The following is a 22,297-nucleotide window of genomic DNA, read 5'->3' on the forward strand; positions in this document are numbered from 1 at the left end:
ACGTATAATCACCGGCCTTTCCAGCCCCAGGTGGGCGAGCCACACATCGACGTTCGGGAGTTTTCAATCATGACACAGGCCGGTGAACAGGGAACCCTGTTTGTCATTTCCGCCCCGTCGGGTGCGGGCAAGACCAGCCTTGTGGCGGAGATGCTGAAGCAGGACGCCAGGCTCGGCGTGTCGATTTCACACACAACCCGACCCATTCGGGAAGGCGAGCAGGATGGGGTGAACTACCATTTTGTCAGCCGTGACGACTTCGAGAGCATGATCGCCCGAGGGGATTTTCTGGAGCATGCCGATGTCTTCGGCAACTACTACGGAACCTCTCAGATCTGGGTCCGGGAGACGCTCTCCAAGGGTCGCGATGTCATCCTCGAAATTGACTGGCAGGGGGCCGAGCAGGTCCGCCGCCTGATTCCGGAATGTGTGAGCATCTTTATTGTTCCGCCTTCCGCAGAGATTCTCAGGGAGCGCCTGACTGGTCGCGGAACGGACGCCCCCGAAGTGGTGGAACGCCGACTTGCCGAGGCGTCGGAAGAATGCTCCCACGCCCTTGAGTTCGATTACCTGGTGGTCAATGACGACTTTGCGGTTGCGCTGGCGGACCTCCTGGCCATCGTCCGTTGTCACCGGTTGCGGATGCCGGTTCAGCAGGCTCGTCACGAAGGCTTGCTGGCGCGACTGTCCGGAGCGCTCTGATAAGGGCTTTTGCTGTATACAAATTGAGCCGGCCGCAGTACACTACGCGGTCTTCTGAATCAGTTATTTTTTGTCGGGGAAGTTATGGCACGAGTTACCGTTGAAGATTGTCTGGAAAACGTTGATAACCGCTTCCAGCTGGTGATGCTGGCTACCAAGCGTGCCCGCCAGATTGCGACCAAGGGCTTTGAGCCGATGGTCGCGGAAGAGAATGATAAGCCGACGGTCATCGCACTGCGTGAAATTGCCGAAGGCAAGGTAACCCGGGATCTCCTCAAGGAAGAAGACGAGGATTGACCCTGCGGCGGGATATCTACGTACCCGCAGGCGAGAGTCATTGAAATCTGTCCCCGCAGTTTTATAGTGTAGCTATAGAACGTTGCTGGAAGGATCAGGAAGGACCCGAATGCATGCATTCGGGTTTTTTTGTCCCTGTCATTTGAAGAATGTGGAGGCGCGGTGTCGGCAGAGCCTACGGTTGAAGGTCTGGCGGAAGAGCTCAGTACCTATCTGGATACCACTCGCATCAACCAGGTGCGACGGGCCTACTATTACGCCGAACAGGCCCACGAAGGGCAAATGCGCAAAAGCGGCGATCGCTACATTACCCACCCACTGGCCGTTGCCAGAATCCTCGCGGACCTGAGGTTGGACCATCAGAGCCTGATGGCGGCCATGCTCCACGATGTCATCGAAGATACCGGAATCCCGAAAGATGCACTGACGGAACAGTTTGGCGAGGATGTCGCCGAGCTCGTCGATGGCGTCAGCAAACTGACCCAGATTGAATTCCGCTCCCGGGCCGAGGCCCAGGCGGAAAATTTCCAGAAGATGACGCTGGCCATGGCCCGGGATATCCGGGTCATCCTGGTAAAGCTTGCCGACCGGTTGCACAACATGCGGACGCTTGGCCCGATGCCTTATGAGAAGCGTCAGCGAATCGCAACCGAGACCCTCGATATCTATGCCCCGATTGCCAACCGTCTGGGCATGCACTCCATCTGCACGGAGCTCGAGGATCTGGGATTTTCGTCCCTGTATCCCATGCGGGCCAAATACATATCCAAGGCCGTCAATAAACTCCGTGGCAGCCACCGCGAGATCATCGAGGAAATACGGGGCAAGCTGCAGGAAAAGCTGGAAGAACGGGGCTTGCCCGGCCGTATCCTTGGTCGCGAGAAGCATCTGAACAGCATCTACAACAAGATGAAGTTCAAGCACAAATCCTTCCATGAAATCATGGATGTGTACGCCTTCCGGATCATCACCGACACCGAGGACGACTGTTACCGCATCCTCGGCGCCGTGCACAGCCTGTACAAGCCACTGCCGGGCCGGTTCAAGGACTATATAGCCATGCCCAAGGCCAATGGTTACCAGTCGCTGCACACCACCCTGTTCGGCATGCATGTGAACATCGAGATCCAGATCCGTACCGAGGAGATGGAGCACATTGCCAACAACGGTATTGCGGCCCACTGGATGTACAAGAACGAGCCATCGAACGTCACCAGCGTCAATCAGGCCCGGGTTGACCGCTGGGTGAAGGGGCTGATGGAAATGCGTGAGCGTGCCGATGACTCGCTGGAGTTCATCGAGCACGTGAAGGTGGACCTGTTCCCGGACGAAATCTACGTGTTCACGCCGAAAGGCCGGATCATGGAACTTCCCAGCGGTGCGACGCCGGTGGATTTTGCCTATGCCATTCATACGGATATCGGTAATGCGGCGGTGGCCTGCCGGATCAATCGCAATCTGGCGTCCCTGAGCCAGCCCCTGCAGAGCGGGCAGACGGTGGAAATCATCACCGCGCCCGGCGCACGCCCCAATCCCGCCTGGCTCAGTTTTGTCATTACGGGCAAGGCGCGCAGCAGCATCCGTCACGTCCTGAAGACACAGAAACGGGCGGAGTCGCTGGAGCTTGGGCGAACGTTGCTCAAGCGGTCCCTCAAAGGTTTTGGGGCCAAGCTGGCGGACATCAGTGACGCCCAGAAGCAGGCCGTGGTCAACCATAACCAGGTCAACAGCTTCGACGATCTGATCAGCGACATCGGACTCGGGAACCGCATGGCCTATCTGGTGGCACGCCAGCTGGTTGCCGATGCGGACGGCGACGCTCTTGAAGCGTCCGGCGATGAACGTAACCTGGACCGCGCGCCTGTCACGATCAGCGGCACCGAAGGGCTGCTCGTGAAATTCGCCAGCTGCTGTAAGCCCATTCCGGGTGATCCGGTGGTGGGGGTGATGGACTCAGGTAATGGCATGGTCATTCACTCCGATACCTGTTCACGTCTGCCGGACAGCGACGAGGGCAGGGCTCGCCTGACCCACCTCAAGTGGGCCAAGGACATCACCGACGAGTTTTCCGTGGAGTTGCGGGTGGAGCTGGAGCGCCAGCGTGGTGTGATCGCCGAGGTCGCCAATGCCGTGGCCATGGCCGATGGCAACATCGAGCGGATCAATGTCGAGGATCAGAACGCCAAGTTCGGTATCGTCAGTCTGGTGGTCCATGTGAACGGACGTAAACACCTTGCCCGGGTCATGCGGCGGATACGGAATATCCGGGCGGTGACGCACATAAACCGGGTGCGGTATTAGAAACCTCCCGCCCCTTGCCGGATCGCGACCAAAGACCGGTTGACAGTCGCTGTGTGCAGGAGCGAGCATTGGCGTTTTGAAAGAGAGGAACTCTGAAATCATGACCAATAAGTCCGTTATCCAGACCGAGAACGCTCCTCAGGCAATCGGGACCTACTCGCAGGCCGTCAAGGCCGGGGACACGGTTTACCTTTCCGGTCAGATTCCCCTCGTACCGGAAACCATGGAAGTGGTTGCGGGCGATTTTGCTGCCAAGACCCGTCAGGTGTTCGAAAACCTCAAGGCGGTTTGCGAAGCGGCCGGCGGCGAGCTCAAGGACATCGTCAAACTGAATATCTACATGACCGATCTGGCGAACTTTGCCACCGTCAACGAAATCATGGCGACGTATTTCCAGGAGCCCTATCCGGCCCGGGCCGCCGTTGGCGTTGCCGCGCTGCCCAAAGGCGTGCCCGTCGAGATGGAAGCGGTTATGGTGCTCAGTTAAGCATCTCGATCATTTCCCGGTACCCCGCCCGGAAGTCGGGGTACCGGAATTCAAACCCCGTCTGCAACAAACCTCTGTTTGAACATCGCTTGCTGCCCGCGCGTCCTCCGGTCCGGGCGTCCGGTTTCGGATTCTGGCAAGGCACCTGTTCCCGTATCCAGTTCACTACCGTATCCAGTCGGGCCGGCTCGCTGTCACTGGCGACATAGAGCGGGGCCAAAGGTTCGTCGCTCAACGTCCGTTCAACGAGATGCTCAACCACCCGGGCTGCGTCGGTTTCATGGATACGGTTTGTGAAGGGGGCCGGGCTCTCTGGATTGATGCCGCCTTTCAGAACCTCATCGAGAAAGCGTCTCCGGGACGGACCATAGATACCGCTGAAACGAACGATGGTCGCGGGGTGGCCGCTGTTGAGAGCGGTTTCCTCACCTTCGCGAATGCATTGGCCGCTGCGTCGACCAGGCTCTGCGGGGCTGTCTTCGTCCACCCAGCTGTCGTCGTCCTGGCCGTAGACGCTGGTGCTGCTGATGAAAAACAGGCGTTTGAGCCGAGCGTCGCCGAGAGCCGTCAGAAGATTGGACAACCCCGTCACATAGGCGGCCCGGTAGCCGGTTTCGTCGTAGCTGGATGGCGTCAGGCAATAGATCACGATGTCCGGCTCCGGTGGCAGCACGCCCCGCAAGGTAGCCAAGTCTGTCAGGTCTGCGCTTACGCCGGTGACGCCCTCGGGCACCTGACTGCCGTGGCGGCGCAGGCCAAACACGTCGGCTCGCCCTGCCAGTCGCCGGGCAATCTCGCCGCCGAGCTTGCCGCAGCCTGCCAGCAGCACCCGTGGCCGTTGATTGCTTTCAGTGATTGCCATAGACAATTTCAATCCTTATGCTTTGGTTCATAAATAACTGAAACTTCGACCCGTGGATCAGACCGGAGCTCGCCATGACTCTTACCGAGTTACGATACGTCGTTACCCTTGCTCGCGAAAGGCATTTTGGTCGCGCTGCCGAGCGTTGCCATGTCAGTCAGCCGACGCTCAGTGTGGCGGTGAAGAAGCTCGAGGATGAGCTGGGTATCCCGTTGTTTGAACGCAGTAAAAGCAGTATTCGGGTCACGGAGAGCGGCCAGCGTATCATTGAGCAGGCCCAGCGGGTTCTGGACCAGGTGAATGTCATCAAGGATATGGCACTGGATGGCAAGAACCAGCTCAATTCTCCCCTGAAGGTCGGCGCGATTTACACCATCGGACCCTACCTGTTCCCGCACCTCCTGCCGGAGCTCCGGCGTGCGGCGCCGGATATGCCGCTCTACATCGAAGAAAACTACACAGCGAGCCTGCGTCAGAAGCTCCGTCATTCCGAGCTGGACGCCATCATCATCGCGCTTCCTTTTGAAGAACCGGAAGTGCTTACCTTGCCGCTCTATGACGAGCCATTTGTGGTTCTGTTGCCTGCAGCGCACCCACTTGCGAAAAAGGAGCAACTGACCGCCGATGAGCTGGCGAAGGAGCAGTTGCTGCTCCTGGGGCCAGGCCACTGTTTCCGGGACCAGGTCCTGGAGTCCTGTCCGCCGCTGGTGGAAACCGTGACCAAGCGGGTCGATCAGGGTTCGCCGGCGCTGGTGACGGAAGGCAGTTCGCTTGAGACCATCCGGCACATGGTGGCCTCTGGCCTGGGAATTACCGTGTTGCCGCTGTCAGCCGCGACGGGAATGCAGTACCAGGAGGATATCCTGGCCGTTCGGCCGTTTGCCCCGCCGGTGCCGTTCCGGACGGTGGCGCTTGCCTGGCGTGTGACCTTTCCCAGACCCAAGGCGATTGACGTCCTCTCGCTGGCGGCCAGCCAGTGCCGGGTGATTGAAAAAGCCAAATCGGACACCCCGAACGTCGCAGAAAGTGCCTGAGTAACGTCATGACGTCACTGGATGACATCCCGGTCACCCAGCTCAAGGGAGTCGGAAATGCCCTGGCGGGTACGCTCGCCAGACTGGGTATTCACTCCCTCCAGGATCTGCTGTTCCATCTTCCTCACCGCTATGAGGATCGAACCCGCGTTATCCCCATGGGCAGCCTCCGAATCGGCGACGTCGCCGTTGTCGAGGGGGAGGTGGTCAAGGCCGACCTGGTAATGGGACGCCGGCGAAGTCTCCAGGTCACGCTGCGAGACCACAGCGGGTTTCTGGTCATGCGCTTTTTCCATTTCAACGCTGCCCAGAAAAATCAGCTATCCGAGGGGGCGACCGTCCGATGTTTTGGCGAAGTGCGTCCGGGCCGGGCCGGCTATGAGTTCTATCATCCCGAGTATCAGGTCAATCCGCCTCCCATGCCCCCCGAGGGAGCCGCGACCCTGACGCCAGTCTATCCGTTGACCGAGGGTATCCAGCAGCCAAGGGTCAGAAGCCTGTGTCAGCAGGCACTGACTTACCTGGATCGTTTTCCCATTCGGGACTGGTTGCCGACGGAGTTGCTGTCGGACTATCAGCTGCCGGGGATCACCGAGGCGGTAAGGCTGGTCCATGCGCCCCCGGCAGATGCGCCCGTGAACCTGCTGATGGAGGGGCGTCATCCGGCTCAACAACGGCTGGTGATGGAGGAGTTGCTGGCCCATCAGTTGAGCCTGCTGCAGGTTCGGGAACAGATCCAGGCCCGGTCGGCTTTGCCTCTGTTACCCACAGGTGATCTCTCCGAGCGCTTCCTGGAGGATTTGCCGTTTTCCCTCACGGGGGCTCAGCGGCATGTTCTGGCCGATATCCGACAGGATCTCTCCCAGCCTGTGCCGATGCTTCGCCTGGTGCAGGGCGACGTCGGGTCGGGCAAGACGGTGGTCGCCGCCCTTGCGGCGCTTCAGGCCATCGGCTCGGGCGCGCAGGTTGCCCTGATGGCACCGACGGAGATCCTGGCGGAGCAGCATTTCCAGAATTTCCGGAGCTGGCTGGAACCTCTGGGTGTCGAGCTGGCCTGGTTGTCCGGAAAGGTTAAAGGCAAAGCCCGTCAGGAAGCTCTGGAACGCGTTCACTCCGGAAAGGCTGCCGTGGTTATTGGCACCCATGCGCTGTTCCAGGAAGACGTTCTGTTTGATCGGCTGGCCCTGGTGATCGTCGATGAGCAGCATCGGTTTGGTGTGCATCAGCGTCTGGCATTGCGAGAAAAAGGTGTGGGAGGTTCCCTCGCGCCCCACCAGCTGATCATGACAGCAACGCCTATTCCGAGGACCCTCGCCATGAGTGCCTATGCCGACCTGGACACGTCCGTGATCGATGAACTGCCCCCCGGTCGAAAACCCATTGAGACAATCGTGATTCCTGACAGTCGCCGGGACGATGTCGTCGAGCGGGTTCGCAAGGCCTGCCAGGATGGTCGGCAGGCCTACTGGGTCTGTACTCTTATCGAGGAATCCGAGGCCCTGCAATGCCAGGCGGCGGAGGTGACGGCGGCGGAATTGGCGGACCGCTTGCCCGAGTTGAAGGTGGGGCTGGTGCATGGTCGGTTGAAGGCCCAGGAAAAGGCCGCCATTATGGAGCGGTTCAAGACGGGCGAGCTGGATTTACTGGTGGCCACCACCGTGATCGAGGTGGGGGTGGATGTTCCCAATGCGTCCTTGATCATCATCGAAAACCCGGAGCGTCTGGGGCTCGCCCAGCTGCACCAGTTACGAGGGCGCGTGGGTCGTGGTGAACAGGCCAGCTTCTGTGTGTTGATGTACCATCCTCCCCTGTCCGCGAACGGCAAGGCCAGGCTCCAGGCCCTGCGAGACAGCCAGGACGGATTTTTTATTGCAGAGAAGGATCTTGAAATTCGCGGTCCGGGCGAAGTGTTGGGTACCCGGCAGACCGGTATGATGCAGTTCCGGTTAGCCGATTTCGAGCGGGACAAAGGCTGGATCGAGCCGGTTCGGGCAATGGCGCCGTCATTGATGGGCGATTCCCGGTGCGTCACGGCGCTGATTGAGCGGTGGTTGGGAGAAAAGATTCGTTACGGTGATGTCTGATCGTCGTCTGTTGCGTAGAGATCTACGTATGCAATCGGGCAGGCCAGGTTTTATGTCAAAAAATGGCCCGTGTCTTTGTTCTATACTGGAGCTGCCAGACCTGCAGTTCGAGTGGGGAACAGGCCGATAGCAACATTTGGAGAACTTTATGGAACTACCTGTCGCGGTACAGCAGGCCCTTGGGGAATCGGCTGCTGGTGTATCTCTGAGGCAGAGCGGGCAGGCAAACACAGAAGAACTGCTCAGGATGATTCTGCTCAGTGATGAGCAGGGACACCTGCAGGCAATCTGCCGTAAAAACGATCTGATTGATCTCGAACAGCTGAACAAACGTCTGGGGCGTGATCTGAAGCTGATGAAGCGTCGTGAACAGCTCAGGATCCGCGAGCGTGCCGGGCTCAAGGAAATGCCTGCCCTGCCTTCGCTGACCGGTTGGCCGACCGTGGTGGATGAGGCGGTGTATGATTTGCCTGCGGTCGCACTGGAATTGAGTGAACAGGGCATCGCCATGGTGATGCCCGCAGAAGACTTCCGGGCCCTGGCAGAAAAGGCTGACCGTTTTTCATTTGCGGTCTCGAGCAACGCGGTCCCGGTCAATCTGGACAAGCCCGGCATGGATCGGGACCAGCTCCATTCGGCCATCAAAAAGTTTACCGGCCTGAGAATCCAGCAGCGTCTCGAAGACACACTGGAGTTGCCGCCGTTGCCGGAAACAGCCCAGCGGATCATACATCTGCGGGTTAATCCCAATGCCGTCATGGGCGATCTCGTCGACATCGTCGAAAGCGATCCGAGCCTGGCCGCCCAGGTGGTCAGTTGGGCGTCCTCCTCGTTCTATGCTGCAGCCGGGCAGGTTCGTTCAGTGCACGATGCGGTTTCGCGCGTGCTTGGCTTTGATCTGGTGATGAACCTGGCCATGGGGCTGTCACTGGGGCGCGCTCTGAAGCAACCGCAGGATCATCCGGACGGCTACGTGGACTACTGGCAGCAGGCCATCTGGCAGGCCCAGTCTTCGGGCATTCTCGCCAGTATGATGCCGCGGGGTCAGCGGCCGATGTTCGGCCTGGCCTACCTTGCGGGACTCCTGCACAACTTCGGATACCTGGTTCTGGCCCAGGTGTTTCCGCCGCACTTCAAGCTGGTGTGTCGTTCCCTGGAGGTGAATCCACACATTGATTCATCGGTGACGGAACATCACCTGCTGGGCGTGACCCGGGAGCAGATTGCCGCCCAGCTCATGGAAAACTGGGGTATGCCGGACGAGGTGACCACCGCCATCCGATACCAGAAGAACCCCCATTACAAGGGGCCCTGTGATGTCTATGCGCGCCTGATCTGGCTTGGTCGCCAACTGCTTACCGCCCGGGGGATTGCCCTGGGTGCAGGTGAACCGGTGAGCGATTCGATCTATGACGAGCTTGGCCTCGACCGGGAGCGTGTGGAAGAACAGTTCGACGAACTGGTTCATAACAAAGACAGCATCATGGCCATGGCCGGGATGATGAGCCAGTAACAGCGCGTCCACAAAAAAGCCGGCCCCTTCAGGGCCGGCAAGCTCACCCGCTTATTGCAGAGTCGTCCAGACTTATCAGGAGAAAACAACGCAGGGGGCGCCTCGCAGAATTAGGCGTCCTCTCATTCTTAATTTAGACAACCCGCCGAAAAATAAAAGTCAATGCTCTTGGCAGAAAAGAAATGAGCCTTCAGTCAGTTTTTTTGGAAAACTGAACTGCCTGATTTTTCATGCAAAATATGGAGTTTTCCGAGCGCCCTGTTTACAAACTGTTACAAAAGACCGGTCTGACCAGTTAGTCGGTTCCTTCAAAGCGATGGTGCCGGATGGCGGTTGCGGCCCGACGTATCTCGTCGGTATGCGCACGTTCCACGTCGAATCGCTCTTTGTCCAGTTTCTCGATGAAACGGCTGTCCGTTGCCTGTCGGGCCCGGTGGGTCGGCATGTGTTGGAGTTTTTCGTGGACGGTCTGGAAGACGCGGAAGGGCGACTGGTCCAGCAGATCGGGCGCAACGTGATCCAGCAATCCCTTTAACCGAAGACACGCTTCGGAATACTCGATCTGATCCTCTTCGACGGCGAGCGCGATCACCCGAATGCTGTCGATCATGTCCTGGCGCCGCTTCAGGCGGAATTCCGACGCTTTTTCTTCCCTTCGTCGGTGCAGATTGATCGTGTTCAGTTGTTTCCGGATGAACAGAACCAGGCACCCGATGGTCGCCAGACCCGCGATAATCAGTGTCCATTGCAACCATGGTGGCATCGGGTACTCTCCTCGTTTGTTCAGGCGGATTGCCGGGATGTCTTGGCCTGCCAGGCTTTGATACTCACCGACTGTCCGTTCAGCACCGAGGTTCCGGACAGATGATCGATCTGATCGTCAGCGAGCACGTCATTGATGGATGTGCCGGCATGGGATTGCGCGACGGATTGGCGGATGCCCTCCCTGTCGTGGCCCCAGCCATGGGGAATCGACACCACGCCCGGCATAATGTCCTCATTGATCTCGACAGGTAGCACGATCTGTTGTCCGCCGCCCTGTACCTCGGCCATGTCGCCCGCTTTCAGACCTATACGATCAGCATCCTGCTGGTGGATGATCAGTGTACACCGCTCCTTTCCTTTGACCAGCCTTCGGCTGTTATGCATCCAGTAATTGTTGCTACGCACATGGCGTCGGCCAATCAGCCGAAAATCGCCATCGGGGTCGGTCGATAGTGCCTCGTGCAGGCGTCCAAGATCCTGCAGGAACCGTCTCGGCGCCATCTGGATGAGGCCGTCGCGGGTAAAGAGACGGTTTGGTAGTGACGGTTGCAAAGCACCCAGATCCACGCCGTGGGGATTGTCCCGAAGCGCCGCCAGCGACAGGCCTTTGGCAAGGCCGTTCCACTCACGATTGACCGGGCTGAGACGAACGAGGGAACGAAGTGGGTGTCGCTCCGGTAAAATGTCCATGACCAGATCCACGGCGGGCTGCAGGAATTTGCGGGCCGGACCGGTATTGGCTCCATAGGGGCCGGTGCGCAGGAGCATGTCCAGGATCGGATCCGGACCAAGCTGCTTGAACGTTCGCCAACCGAGTTCGCTTCGCAAAGGCAGGCGGCCTCCCTTGCGGAGCCTCTCCAGGCGATGAGTCAGTTCGATAAGAATCTGCCAGTCGTGTCGGGTATCGTCGGCGGGTTTGAACAGGGCGTCGCTGAATTTGGCGACGTTGCGCACCGCGAACATATTGAAGATCAGATCGTAGTGGCTGCGCTCCAGCGCCGCGGTTGGCGGCAGGATGACATCGGCATGTCGCGTGGTCTCATTCAGGTAGTAGTCCACCGAAACCATGAAATCGAGGCCTTCCAGAGCCTTGTCCAGGCGCCGCCCGTTCGGATTGGACAGTACCGGATTGCCGGCCACGGTGACGAATGCGCGAATCTGGCCTTCTCCTGGCGTGAGCATTTCGTCTGCCATGGTGCTGGCGGGATACTCACCGGCAAACTCCGGCAAATCCCGGACGCGGCTGCGGCGCTTGTCGAAATGGCCCTTCTGTCCACTCATGGCACCCAGAGTGACCAGATCGATAGCGGGCTGGGTAAACAGCATCCCGCCAACCGTATCGAGTTTGCCGGTAAGAATGTTCAGGCAATAGGACAGCCAGGTGGCAAGGCCACCAAAAGCCTGGGTGCTGGTTCCCATCCGGGAATAGAGGGCCGCCTTGCGGGTTTGTGCCAGCTGACGTGCCAGTTCCCGGATGGTTTCCGGCTCTATGCCCGTGCGGTGGCTAACGGCGTCGGGCGTGTAGGGCACCGACGCGAGCCGGAGCAGATCGATGTCTTTGACCAGCCGTTCGGCAGGGCCCGGGTCGACCAGGTCCTCATCAAACAACGTGTGTACCATCGCCATCAGCAGCAGGGCGTCGGAACCCGGGCGGATAAAATGAAACTCGTCGGCCACTTTCGCGGTTTCGGTCCGGCGAGGATCGATCACGATGAGTTTGCCGCCCCGCTGCTTCAGGGCCTTCAGCCGGCCCCGGATATCCGGCACGCTCATCAGGCTGCCATTGGAGGCCATGGGATTGGCGCCGATGCACATAAACAGATCGGTGTGGTCGATATCCGGAATCGGAAACAGGATCTGGTGCCCGAACATCTCCAGGCTCGTCAGCATATGGGGAAGCTGGTCGTTGGATGTCGCGGAGAACCGGTTCTGACTCCCTATCGCCCGCAGGAAGGGCATGGTGGCCACCAGGGACCCGTGGTTGTGGACATTGGGATTGCCAAGATAGACACCAATACTGTTTCGCCCGTGCTGGCTCCGTACCTGGTGCAGCCGATTGGCAACCAGATCAAAGGCCTCGTCCCACGAAATCTCCTGCCAGCCGTCGCCGGTCTTCCGGATCGGCCGCCGCAGCCGGTCCGGATCCTCGTGAAGATCCTGCAAGGCCGTCGCCTTGGGGCAGATGTGCCCCTGGCTCAGAGGATCGTTTTCGTCCCCTTTGATCGAGTCGATGCGTCCGTCCTTGACGGTAATCGCTACGCCGCACAGGGCTTCGCAAAGGTGACAGGTCCGAAAGTGGGTGCCGTTTTCCATGGGGTCTCCCAGGCTGTTGTTCTCGGGTATCGGGTTGCGGTGTGCCATCAGATTATCAGATGTCGCAAATGAGGGGAGATACTGACGCACAGAAAAAAGGCCAGCCCGGAGGCTGGCCTTGAGCAGTGCCCCTCAGGGCTGTGTGGGGAGTTCCTTTATGGGGTTGGAGATGAAGTTGAGGTAGACGCCCTGTGCAGGTATCTGTAGTGGAATTTGGATGTCTCCACGGTCGACACCACTTGTCGAGTCTGTAAGACAGCTCAGGATTCCACTCGCGCCTCTGGCATCTACACAAGCTGCATAGCTCAGGAATCCGCCGACGATTGGAATGGTGACATTGACCTTAACGTCAATTGGCGGCGCATTATCGTTGCGTTGTTCAATTTGCATCCGGCCATCATCAAAAAACACGATAGGTCCTTGCAAATTCAATGAAAACGGCTTGCTGTAAAGGTCGTGAGACAATGCAGAAGCCAGAGGCAAAGAGAGATTTGGGGCATCGAGTGTCAGGTCTGCCACCGTCTTAAAGATCGGCTTCCCATCATCGCCCTCGATGATGATGCCTTCGACCAGTCCAAGAGGGTTGTCCTCTGAGGGCGTGCCGTAGGTCATCCGGAGAATCTGCGGCCCGGTTGCCTGTTCTCCAAAACCATCAAGGAACACACTGGCTGATGTGGTTGCTAACATTGTTGGGTAAAGCAAGACTCGGACCCCCGTCTTACCCGTATCATCGTCAACCGCTGGCCCAATGACTTCAGTGTTCAAGGCATAGGTCTGGTAAATGAACTTCTTCTTGGGGCAGCTCTCGGAAGTCGAGCAACCAACCTGAGCGCCGACGGGTACGCCCAAAGCCGTAGCACTCCCGTTCACCCCCAGCTTCGCGGAGTTCGCAGAGGGGAGGTAACCGTCAGTGTCGTTTCCTTCGTGTTGGAATGGCTCAAGACAGTTCTGGTTGTCAGGGTCATCACAATCGACAACGAAGTTTGCGTTGACATCTCTTATCGGAAGATTGCGTAGCGGTGTGAAGACCGAATTGGTTTCTGGTGCTCCCCGGAAATAGATGGTCATATCGGGTCCACCAATATCCTCTGGATCGACCAAAAGGTCTGTTTGCAGAGGGTAGCCCCGCGAAGAGCAAATAATGTTCGCGCAGTCGACGTCACCAATAGTGGCAAAGTTACTGGATGACATCGTGTAACGGTAGTAACTATCGGTCGACCAAGGCGTATCTGGATAGAATCGAATTCTCTGATTGTTCTTCTCCAGGCGCCCTTTTACCGGGGAGTACGAACCATCAGAATTTCTTTTCTCGACCGTAAACGTCTGACTGGGTCGTATCGTACTCAGGTCCATGGATTGAGAGAAAACGACCACAATTGGCCGATTTGAAGGCAAGGTCGTGATGGGTAGCACTTGGCCCTTCGGCCCATTTGGCGCCGCATCTATACACTGTCCGTGAGTGCCAGCATCCAGATCAACACCGGTCGTGACACAGGGGTAGCCAGGGTAAGTTGTAAGGGCAAGAGGAGAATTGAATGTAACTGAACCGTCGTCCACTGCCGGCAGGCCAAATGGCAATTCTTGGCTCATAACGGGATTTCCCGCTGGGTCAGTCAACTGATTGGTTATCTCAACCTTGTAATTAACGCCATGTTTGAGGCCGCCAACCGGGTTCACAACCACTGCGGTACCGTCTACATAAGCTTTAAGGTTACCGTCGCCAATAGTAAGCAACTTATTACCCTGATAAAGCTGAATGCCATCCGAAAGGCTCTCAGAATCAATCGGCTCATCAAAGTTCAGGATGATCGGATCGCCCGGGCGCTGCATCTGATCGCGATCTCCCGGAATGGCAGTGTCCGGTCCCGGCATCCAGCTCACCAGAGTTGGGCTGGTGGTATCCGGCTGCCAGAGATCGGCGGCATCCAGGACGGAGTTGGCGTCAGTCTTGGCTTCCAGGTGGAAGGCGATGGTGGAATCGGTGTATTCCTGGCCCAGAAGACTGGGTTCGACCACGCCGATGGCGTCAATGTTGAGTACGCCGTCCTTCACCATCGCGATACCGTCCAGTTCAACCCCAAGCAGGTTCTGTGACAGTGACGCGTTCGGTTGCGCCTCGGCGGTGTTCATTGCTACGTCCATGAACAGCCGGACGTGTCGGGGAGCGTTCAGGTCATCGGTGTACGCATTGGGCAGCAGGTAACCGCTGGCGTCCGAAAGCATGGTGACCTTGATGTTGCCGGTCTGCTGGATCTGGTTGGTCTCGGGATTGATCACCGGCACGGTACCGTTGATTCGGACATCCAGACTGGTGCTGTTCAGGACGCTGTTCTTCGGTACCCGAAGTGGCAGTGCTTCATCGGCACCAAAGGAGGGGGCATAGGCCAATTCGGCGTAGAGCCCGCCGGTTTGCTGGGAAGGACCTGCCGTTCCCTGCAGTACCGAGTTGAGCGTTACCCCGTTGATAGGCTGGCCGTTCAGAATGGATTTGGTAGCTTGCTCCTCGGAGGCGCCACTACCCAGTCCGGAATCGACCGCTTCCTGGTAAACCACCACCGTTGGGCCAGCTTCCCGGATCTTGAAGGCCTGGCTGAAATTCAGGGTGGTACCCGGGCTGGTCTGGCTGGGCAGATCCTGAATCTTGAGGGTGTAGGTGGCTCCCGCTTTCAGCTGATCGTCCTTGGTGCCGCACAGGGATGGATCGTCGGTGAGGCAGGGGTCAACGGTGATACGGCGTTCGTCCACCAGAACGGTGGCCGGAACCGGATTGCCCTGATCGTCTTCAAGGACAATCTTTCCACCCATATCCTTCCATCGCGGGTCCACGGGCTGGGTCAGCAGCAGGCGGAAGGTCGAGAAGTCGACCGCCTCAAGCAGGCCATTGGGGGATGGAACCATGGTGGCGACCGAGAAATCGGCGGCGGTGTCATCCAGGGACTGGATGCCCGTATAGCCACCCCGGGTCTGGAACTGAATGCCTTCCGGACCAGTGGCATTCGGCGTGTTGATACTGGTTGCGCCATTCGCCTTCAAGGCATTGGCGAAAGAGACCGAATATTCGGTACCGAGAGCGAGCGGCGAATCCGGTGAGAGCTTGAGGCTCCGGCCACCGTCCACTTTGGTCACGGTGAACCCGATATTGGTCGTGCCGTCGTTCACCAGAATCTCGCTCTGCAAGTCGGCTTCCGCGTCGGTTACCGGATTGGAGAAACGGATGACAATATCGGATTTCGGGCTCACACCCGTTTGCCCATCGGTCGGGTAGGAATAGACCACCGAGCCAGTCGGCAGATCGCCTTGCATGGCCTGCTCCTTGCCGCCACATGCGGCAAGAAGGATGGCCGGCGCCAACGCCAGAATCTTGTAATGCTTCATGACAGAACCTCCACTCAGAACTTCAGAGTGATCGAGCCGCTGAATACCTGGACTTCGCCGTCAGCCGTGACCGGAGTCTCGTTGCCGTCGTAGTCCACCAGGGTGAAGTCACGCTTCTGCAACTGCTGGTACTGGTAGCCAAAATCGAAGCGAATCGGGTAGGCGAGCAACCGCGTGCGGTTGTAAGTCGCGCTGACGCCAAGGCCGACAACGATCTTGTCCGTGTCCAGATAGTTGATTTCCGGGTTACGGGTGGATTTCAGAGGCGACTGCTCGTAGGCGACGCCGCCGCGGATAGCAAAGCTGTCATTGAACTGGTACTCGGCACCGAGCCGGGGAATGAGAATGTCGTCGAACTTGATCCGGTCAGCCGAAGAGACCGAGCCTTGATCCTTGATGGTGTCGCCGGCGAACTTGTCTTCCAGCGCCGACCAGTTCTGTTGCTCGACACTACCACCCACACGCCAGGAATCGCCCTGATACTGCGCGCCGACGCCGTAGGTTTCCGGCTGGAAGGAATCGATGGTGGTGACCGCGAGAGCAAGGCCGGGTTCCGGGATGGTCTGGGTCACGACGATGTTGGAGTCGACGCTGGTCGACGCCTCGGATTTGGTGCGATAGATCAACGCCGCTTCCCAGCCGTCCAGAAAACAGCTGTCATCGGGACAGAAAGTGCTGCCCAGGTCGATGTTGGTTCCCAGAATGCTCTTGAAGGAGGGTTGGGCATTGACGGACAGACGCTCCCGGCTGGTTTCGCCTCCGAGGGTTGAAACGGCGTCGAGTTTGGCGGCAGCTTCCAGAGTAATTCGGAACGAGGCACCGACTGAAATCCCTCGCCAGATCGGGGTAGCGCCTCCCAGATTCAGGAACAGCGGCTCGCGGCCATATTCGAGGAACTGACCGGTGTCGGTAGTTCGGGAATCAAACGCGAGCATCTCCTTGCCATATTTCTCGACGCCAGCAATGAAACCGAGGTAGAGCGGATGCTTGAAACGGGTGATCGAGCCTAGATTGGTTTTCATGCCAAGCAACACGTGCTGGCTTGGAGAGTTGGATAGAATGTCCCCGTCAGCGTTCGGGTTCTTGGACCGGAGCTCCTGCTCGGCATGCAGAATGCCCGTAGTCAGTTCACCCCGGGTGTCCTTGGTCAAGGCTGCCGGGTTGTAGTAGGTGGCGGACACCTGATCATTGAACATGGACAGGGACTGTGCGGTGGCCACATCAACCGGCATTACCCCGTAAGTTGTGCCGATATTGCCCATGCTGGCCTGAGTAGAAAGAGAAAATCCCGCGGAAAGTGTTGCGACTGCAAGGGACATCGCCCGTACTGAAAACCGGGAGGTGGTAACCATTGATACACTCCGTTATCTCATTGTTGTTGTGCTTGTGCGCCGCCAAAATGTGAACTGGTGCACGATTGATCAGGGTCCAGTGTATGCGGCTTGTCTTTTCGGGACTTTGGCTTTTTTGACACAGATCAATGTCTGTAGAACCACATATAGCGCAATCGCAGGTAAAAGTAATTGGAATACATGGGCATAAAAGGCCACAGTTTGTGACTATTTGTAGCAGGAAGGGCGTGATTTCGGGTAAAAAATGGGATTGTTGAACAGGGAAGGGCGCTGACGCTGGCCCAGAAACAGATATGGCCCCAGTCGGGGCCATATGAAACTTTAATGAATCAGTCTGTAAAACTTTTTGACACTATGCCCGGCGCAGTCGGCGACGGATGGCGACCAGGCTCATCAGGCCGACACCGAAAAGTGCCAGGGTCGAAGGCTCTGAAACCTTAACGGGGTTGCAGTCCCGGTTGTTGCAGTAGGCAGCGTCGTGGGAGAAAGGCGTCTTGTTGCTGCCATTATCGCTATAGGTGTAGAGGTCGAAGTGTAGGCCGTAACCACTTGCCAGCGCAGAGGCATCGATCTGGAACACGTGCTTGAACAGTTCATCCTTCTTCGGCCCGGCGTCGCCATCCTGAACATTGTATGAAGGAATGGTTGGGTCCCCAGCGAAACGGAAGGCGAGTTCATAGAAATAGGTGTCAAAAATGCCGTGGCTTTGTTTGAGCGCTCCGGGTTTTCCATATTCGGGGCTGCCAGGGAGCGTTGAAAGAGCCGTACCATTCACGGTCACGCCACCGAAGTTCGCGATGTCCCCGGGGTTCTGAGTCTGCGGGAGCAGGGCAATCGACAAATAGTAATCCACTGCGGTGTTTACACCAGAGGTTTTGCCCAAGGCCCAGAGATCAAAAGTTGGGTCGTTTGTAATCGTGCTTTCTTCGGACCCACCTACATAGGTTCCGCCATCGATATCAAGCTGCAGCGTCGGTATTGCCAGCGCGGTGTTCGCTCCCAGAATTCCTACAGCCAAAGCCGCCAACGTTCTCAGTTTCATAGCGACAGTCCTCATTTTCCACTTTCTCATGTAAATCCTGCGGCGAAACTGCCGGACACTCAGTCAAGTTTTTTGCAAAAGGGTTGCCAGATTCTGGAAGGGAAGCAAATTCATAAGGTTGGATAAGGATCAGTCGCGAAAAGAAACAGTATCTGTAAAAGATATCGACAGAGAGTGATTCTCTGATGGTTGTCGGTGACGCGAGTGTAGTGGTGGGCCCAGCAGGACTCGAACCTGCGACCAAGGGATTATGAGTCCCCTGCTCTAACCAACTGAGCTATAGGCCCGTTCAGCGAACGCTGTTGTGAGAGGTGTTTCCGGAGGGAGGAAACAAAGCGGGCGCCATTATACCGGTGAGGTTGGGCGCCCGCTACTGTTGTGGTGCTTAACCGTTGCCCTGATCGTCAATAAAGCCGCGCAGGTGGTCTGAGCGGGAAGGGTGGCGCAGTTTGCGCAGCGCCTTGGCCTCGATCTGACGAATCCGCTCACGGGTTACATCGAACTGTTTGCCGACTTCTTCGAGCGTGTGGTCGGTGTTCATTTCGATGCCGAACCGCATGCGAAGGACCTTGGACTCCCGGGCGGTCAGGCCAGCCAGAACCGAGCGGGTTGCTTCGCGCAGACCCTCGGCGGTGGCGGAATCCACAGGCGACAGGGCCTGGATGTCCTCAATGAAGTCGCCCAGATGGCTGTCTTCGTCGTCACCGATCGGGGTTTCCATTGAGATCGGTTCTTTGGCGATCTTCAATACCTTGCGGATCTTGTCTTCCGGCATCTCCATGCGTTCGCCCAGCTCTTCCGGCGTGGGCTCGCGGCCCATCTCCTGCAGCATCTGACGGGAGATCCGGTTGAGTTTGTTAATGGTCTCGATCATGTGCACCGGAATACGGATGGTCCGGGCCTGGTCCGCGATGGAACGGGTGATGGCCTGACGAATCCACCAGGTGGCATAGGTGGAGAACTTGTAGCCACGGCGGTACTCGAACTTGTCCACGGCCTTCATCAGGCCGATGTTGCCTTCCTGAATCAGGTCCAGGAACTGAAGGCCGCGGTTGGTGTACTTCTTGGCGATGGAAATAACCAGACGCAGGTTGGCCTCAACCATCTCTTTCTTGGCGCGCCGTGCCTTCGCTTCTCCAATGGAAACGCGGCGGTTGATTTCCTTGATATCCGCCACGTCCAGGTCGACTTCTGCCTGCACGTTGTGGATACGCTTCTGGAGCCGCACGATTTCGTCGAGCCGCTCGCCAATGGGCGCTGCATAGGACTTTTTGCTCTTGGCGATCTTGTCGGCCCACTCAAGATTGACTTCGTTGCCCGGGAACGACTTGATGAAATCCTTCCGCGGCATTTTGCAGTCGCGCACGCAGATCTGCATGATCGCCCGCTCGTTCTCACGAACCAGATCGTTGGTGGAGCGAACGACGTTGACCAGTTCTTCAAAGGCCTTGTTGGCCAGTTTGAAGGGGGCAAAAACCTGTCCGAGTTCGTTCAGGGCAGCCTGGGTTTTCTTGTCGCCGCGACCGTGTTTTTCCAGCGCCTTGTTGGCGGCGTCCAGCTTTTCCCTGAGCAGCTCGAATCTCAGGCGGGTTTCTTCCGGATCCGGGCCATTATCGTTGTCGTCATCGCTGGAATCGTCGTCGTCATCGTCCGACGAATCCGAGTCGGCGTCGTCGGAGGAGCTGTCCTCCTGACTGCTCGTATCTTCGCCCATGAAGGGCTCGGCATCGTCCGGATCCAGGAAGCCGGTGACGATGTCGCTGATCCGGCCTTCGTTCTCGATGATCCGGTCATAGGCCTGAATCACGGTTCCGGCGGTACCCGGGAAGTGGGCAACCGCAGCCATGACATCGCGGATGCCTTCTTCGATTCGCTTGGCGATGACGATCTCGCCTTCACGGGTCAGCAGTTCGACAGTACCCATTTCCCGCATGTACATGCGAACGGGGTCTGTGGTCCGGCCGGCGTCGGTCTCGACGGCAGCCAGTGCAGCGGCGGCTTCGGCGGCAGCGGCTTCGTCAGCGGTGGAGTCGCCCTCGGTCATCAACAGGGTATCGGCATCGGGTGTCTCTTCGCACACCTGGATACCCATGTCATTGATCATGCGAATGATGTCTTCGACCTGATCCGGGTCGGCGATGTCTTCCGGGAGGTGGTCGTTCACCTCCGCGTAAGTCAGGTAACCTTGTTCCTTGCCTCGCGCAATGAGGTCTTTCAAACGTGATTTTTGCGAATTGCCTGACATAGACACCCTGTGAACTCGCTTTTAAAAGGAAAAAAGTTAAACAGCCATTATAGCTGTCGCTTGTTTGCTGTGCCACCGACTGATTAGATTGTGGCCAATCGGTTAAGTTTCAAGTGCGATCACCCCTGTGCGCCACCGCTCAGTTCCCGGAGCTCATTCCGCTCCTCCGGCGACAGATTCGCGAAATTACGAAGCAGGGCGGCCAGTCTCTGCTGCCGGGATGCTTCCTCGCTCGGGCTGATCAGTTCCCGGGCAAGCGCCAGCGTGCTTTCCCGGGAAGGAATATGTTCAATGCCGTCGAACAGGTGGTAAAACCGGTTTCGGGCCTGCTGATCCAGTGCCAGCGCGCTGATCAGCTTGCGTCGGTCCCCCACGTTACTGGCCAGTATCCACTGGGCCAGGTCCCGTGCCTGGGGAAGCTGTCTTGATTGTCGAGCCAGTTCGACGACCTCGGCCGCCAGCTCCGGCGCTTCCACGAGAGCGAGGCACAGCGTGCTGTCCTTGCTCAATCGGACGTCCACCCGCTCTTCGGTAACCCGATCCCGGCGTTCACCGCCTCGCCATTGCGGGCGTTGCCCGGAATCCCGGTTCTGCCACTGATTGCGGTTACCGCACAGTCGCAGCATTTCGTGCCACATTGCGTCCCGGAGCGTACTGCGTGGCATTCTGTTCAGCAGCGGCTCTACCCGGGAGCGGAGCTCCCCCCGGTGTTCAGGAAGCTGCAGATCCAGGCCTTCACTCTGCCGGTCGAACAGGAAGCGGGACAGCGGCGTGGCGCTCTCGATTCGCTTCCGGAAGGCTTCCGCGCCTTCCTTTCGGACCAGCGTGTCCGGGTCTTCGCCTTCAGGCAGCATCAGGAACTGCAGATGCAGTCCATCCGCCATCAGTTCCAGAGCGTTCTCCATGGCCCGATCCGCTGCCCGGAAGCCGGCGGTATCACCATCGAAACAGAACACCACATGCCTGACCTGCCGGAGCAGAGCCTGCAGACTGTCCTGGTTGGTGGCCGTTCCCAGTGTCGCCACCGCGTAATCGATGCCATTCTGGGCAAGGGCGATCACATCCATGTAGCCTTCCACCACCAGCAGCCGGTCCAGCTGCCGGATGGCCTGGCGTGCCTCAAAAAGCCCGTAGATCTCGCGGCTTTTATGGAACACGTCCGATTCCGGCGAGTTTATGTACTTGGCCTTGTCGTCCCCGAGCGTCCGACCCCCGAAGGCGACGGTTCGGCCGCGGGTGTTGCGAATCGGGAACATGACCCGATTGCGAAACAGATCCCTGGGCCGGCCGTACCGGTCAGACACGGTGCCGGTCTCGATCAGGGGCGCCCGGAGGTCTGCAGTTGCCGCATCGAACAGGGCGGTTCCGGTGCCAGGCGCATAACCCAGCTGGTAGCGTTCGATGATGTCGTCGTTCAGGCCCCGCTGCTTCAGGTAGTCCAGGGCGTAATTGCCGGCCTGGCTACGCAGCGATGTCCGATAGAAGCGACTGGCGAAATCCAGTGCGTCGGTCAGCGTCCGGGCTTGCTGCATTTCCTGCTTGGCGGCGCGGTCGTAAGGCACTTCCAGCCCGGCGCGTTTGGCCAGTTCCTCGACGGCATCGGTGAAGCCCAGCCCATCGAATTCCCGAACGAAACTGATGGCATCGCCGTGCGCGCCGCATCCGAAACAATGGTAAAAGCCCTTGTCCGGACGAACGTTGAAGGATGGCGTTTTCTCATCGTGGAAAGGGCAGCAGGCCTTGTAGTTGGCGCCTGCCTTTTTCAGAGTGATGCGGGATCCAATCAGTTCTGCCAGATCGATACGATCGAGCAGATCTTCAACGAAGCGTTGAGGGATCAGTCCACTCATGAAAACTCCAGATCAGCCGGTCAACCCGTTTCGGTCGGGTCACGAGCCAAAGCCAAAAATGCCGCCGAAGCCAGG

At 58.2% G+C, this 22,297-nt stretch carries 15 protein-coding genes and 1 tRNA gene; 7 read left to right on the forward strand and 9 right to left on the reverse strand.

Going from position 1 to position 22,297, the window contains the following annotated elements:
- Window positions 1–69 precede the first annotated feature (69 nt).
- From gmk to MSNKSG1_RS17330, 4 genes are all read left to right on the forward strand, one after another.
- Window positions 70–702 (forward strand): guanylate kinase, encoded by a 633-nt coding sequence (gmk, locus tag MSNKSG1_RS17315; protein ID WP_008940601.1) that lies wholly within the window; start codon window positions 70–72, stop codon window positions 700–702.
- Window positions 703–786: 84 nt separating this feature from the next.
- Window positions 787–999, forward strand: coding sequence for a DNA-directed RNA polymerase subunit omega (gene rpoZ / locus MSNKSG1_RS17320; RefSeq protein WP_008940602.1), 213 nt, complete (start codon window positions 787–789; stop codon window positions 997–999).
- 162 nt (window positions 1,000–1,161) lie between these two features.
- Window positions 1,162–3,300, forward strand: a complete 2,139-nt coding sequence (locus MSNKSG1_RS17325; RefSeq protein WP_008940603.1) for a RelA/SpoT family protein — start codon at window positions 1,162–1,164, stop codon at window positions 3,298–3,300.
- Window positions 3,301–3,400: 100 nt separating this feature from the next.
- A complete protein-coding gene (locus tag MSNKSG1_RS17330) occupies window positions 3,401–3,787 on the forward strand; it encodes a RidA family protein (protein WP_008940604.1) in 387 nt (128 codons plus the stop codon).
- Here the strand turns inward: MSNKSG1_RS17330 and MSNKSG1_RS17335 are convergent.
- Window positions 3,780–4,649: an NAD-dependent epimerase/dehydratase family protein gene (locus tag MSNKSG1_RS17335; RefSeq protein ID WP_008940605.1), complete on the reverse strand. Its 870-nt coding sequence runs from the start codon at window positions 4,647–4,649 to the stop codon at window positions 3,780–3,782. The genes MSNKSG1_RS17330 and MSNKSG1_RS17335 overlap by 8 nt on opposite strands.
- A 74-nt stretch (window positions 4,650–4,723) precedes the next feature.
- Between MSNKSG1_RS17335 and MSNKSG1_RS17340 the strand changes: the two genes are divergently transcribed.
- The 3 genes from MSNKSG1_RS17340 (at window position 4,724) to MSNKSG1_RS17350 (ending at window position 9,280) form a co-directional block, all read left to right on the forward strand.
- The gene (locus tag MSNKSG1_RS17340) at window positions 4,724–5,683 is read left to right on the forward strand and encodes a hydrogen peroxide-inducible genes activator (protein WP_008940606.1); all 960 of its coding nucleotides are present in this window, start codon (window positions 4,724–4,726) and stop codon (window positions 5,681–5,683) included.
- 8 nt (window positions 5,684–5,691) lie between these two features.
- Window positions 5,692–7,767, forward strand: coding sequence for an ATP-dependent DNA helicase RecG (gene recG / locus MSNKSG1_RS17345; RefSeq protein ID WP_008940607.1), 2,076 nt, complete (start codon window positions 5,692–5,694; stop codon window positions 7,765–7,767).
- Window positions 7,768–7,915: 148 nt separating this feature from the next.
- Window positions 7,916–9,280, forward strand: coding sequence for an aminoacyl-tRNA deacylase and HDOD domain-containing protein (locus MSNKSG1_RS17350; RefSeq protein ID WP_040887052.1), 1,365 nt, complete (start codon window positions 7,916–7,918; stop codon window positions 9,278–9,280).
- Between the two features lie 295 nt (window positions 9,281–9,575).
- On the opposite strand, the gene MSNKSG1_RS17355 is transcribed toward MSNKSG1_RS17350, so the two are convergent.
- The 8 genes from MSNKSG1_RS17355 to dnaG form a co-directional block, all read right to left on the reverse strand.
- A complete protein-coding gene (locus MSNKSG1_RS17355; RefSeq protein ID WP_008940609.1) occupies window positions 9,576–10,043 on the reverse strand; it encodes a DUF2489 domain-containing protein in 468 nt (155 codons plus the stop codon).
- A 20-nt stretch (window positions 10,044–10,063) separates the two neighbouring features.
- Window positions 10,064–12,358, reverse strand: coding sequence for a molybdopterin-dependent oxidoreductase (locus MSNKSG1_RS17360; protein WP_008940610.1), 2,295 nt, complete (start codon window positions 12,356–12,358; stop codon window positions 10,064–10,066).
- Window positions 12,359–12,490: 132 nt separating this feature from the next.
- Window positions 12,491–15,661: an Ig-like domain-containing protein gene (locus MSNKSG1_RS17365; protein ID WP_227498056.1), complete on the reverse strand. Its 3,171-nt coding sequence runs from the start codon at window positions 15,659–15,661 to the stop codon at window positions 12,491–12,493.
- Window positions 15,662–15,747: 86 nt separating this feature from the next.
- Window positions 15,748–17,085 carry an alkane uptake protein AupA gene (aupA, locus tag MSNKSG1_RS17370; protein WP_008940612.1) on the reverse strand — a complete coding sequence of 446 codons (1,338 nt, stop codon included), beginning with the start codon at window positions 17,083–17,085 and terminating at the stop codon, window positions 15,748–15,750.
- A gap of 352 nt (window positions 17,086–17,437) precedes the next feature.
- Complete coding sequence (locus tag MSNKSG1_RS17375) at window positions 17,438–18,127, reverse strand: choice-of-anchor N protein (RefSeq protein ID WP_008940613.1); 690 nt, start codon at window positions 18,125–18,127, stop codon at window positions 17,438–17,440.
- A gap of 210 nt (window positions 18,128–18,337) precedes the next feature.
- A tRNA-Ile gene (locus tag MSNKSG1_RS17380) sits at window positions 18,338–18,414 on the reverse strand.
- 98 nt (window positions 18,415–18,512) lie between these two features.
- Window positions 18,513–20,372, reverse strand: coding sequence for an RNA polymerase sigma factor RpoD (gene rpoD / locus MSNKSG1_RS17385; protein WP_008940614.1), 1,860 nt, complete (start codon window positions 20,370–20,372; stop codon window positions 18,513–18,515).
- Window positions 20,373–20,491: 119 nt separating this feature from the next.
- Complete coding sequence (gene dnaG, locus MSNKSG1_RS17390) at window positions 20,492–22,222, reverse strand: DNA primase (RefSeq protein ID WP_008940615.1); 1,731 nt, start codon at window positions 22,220–22,222, stop codon at window positions 20,492–20,494.
- Between the last annotated feature and the right edge of the window lie 75 nt (window positions 22,223–22,297).

This window comes from Marinobacter santoriniensis NKSG1 (assembly GCF_000347775.1).
In the GTDB taxonomy this organism is placed as follows: Bacteria; Pseudomonadota; Gammaproteobacteria; order Pseudomonadales; family Oleiphilaceae; genus Marinobacter; species Marinobacter santoriniensis.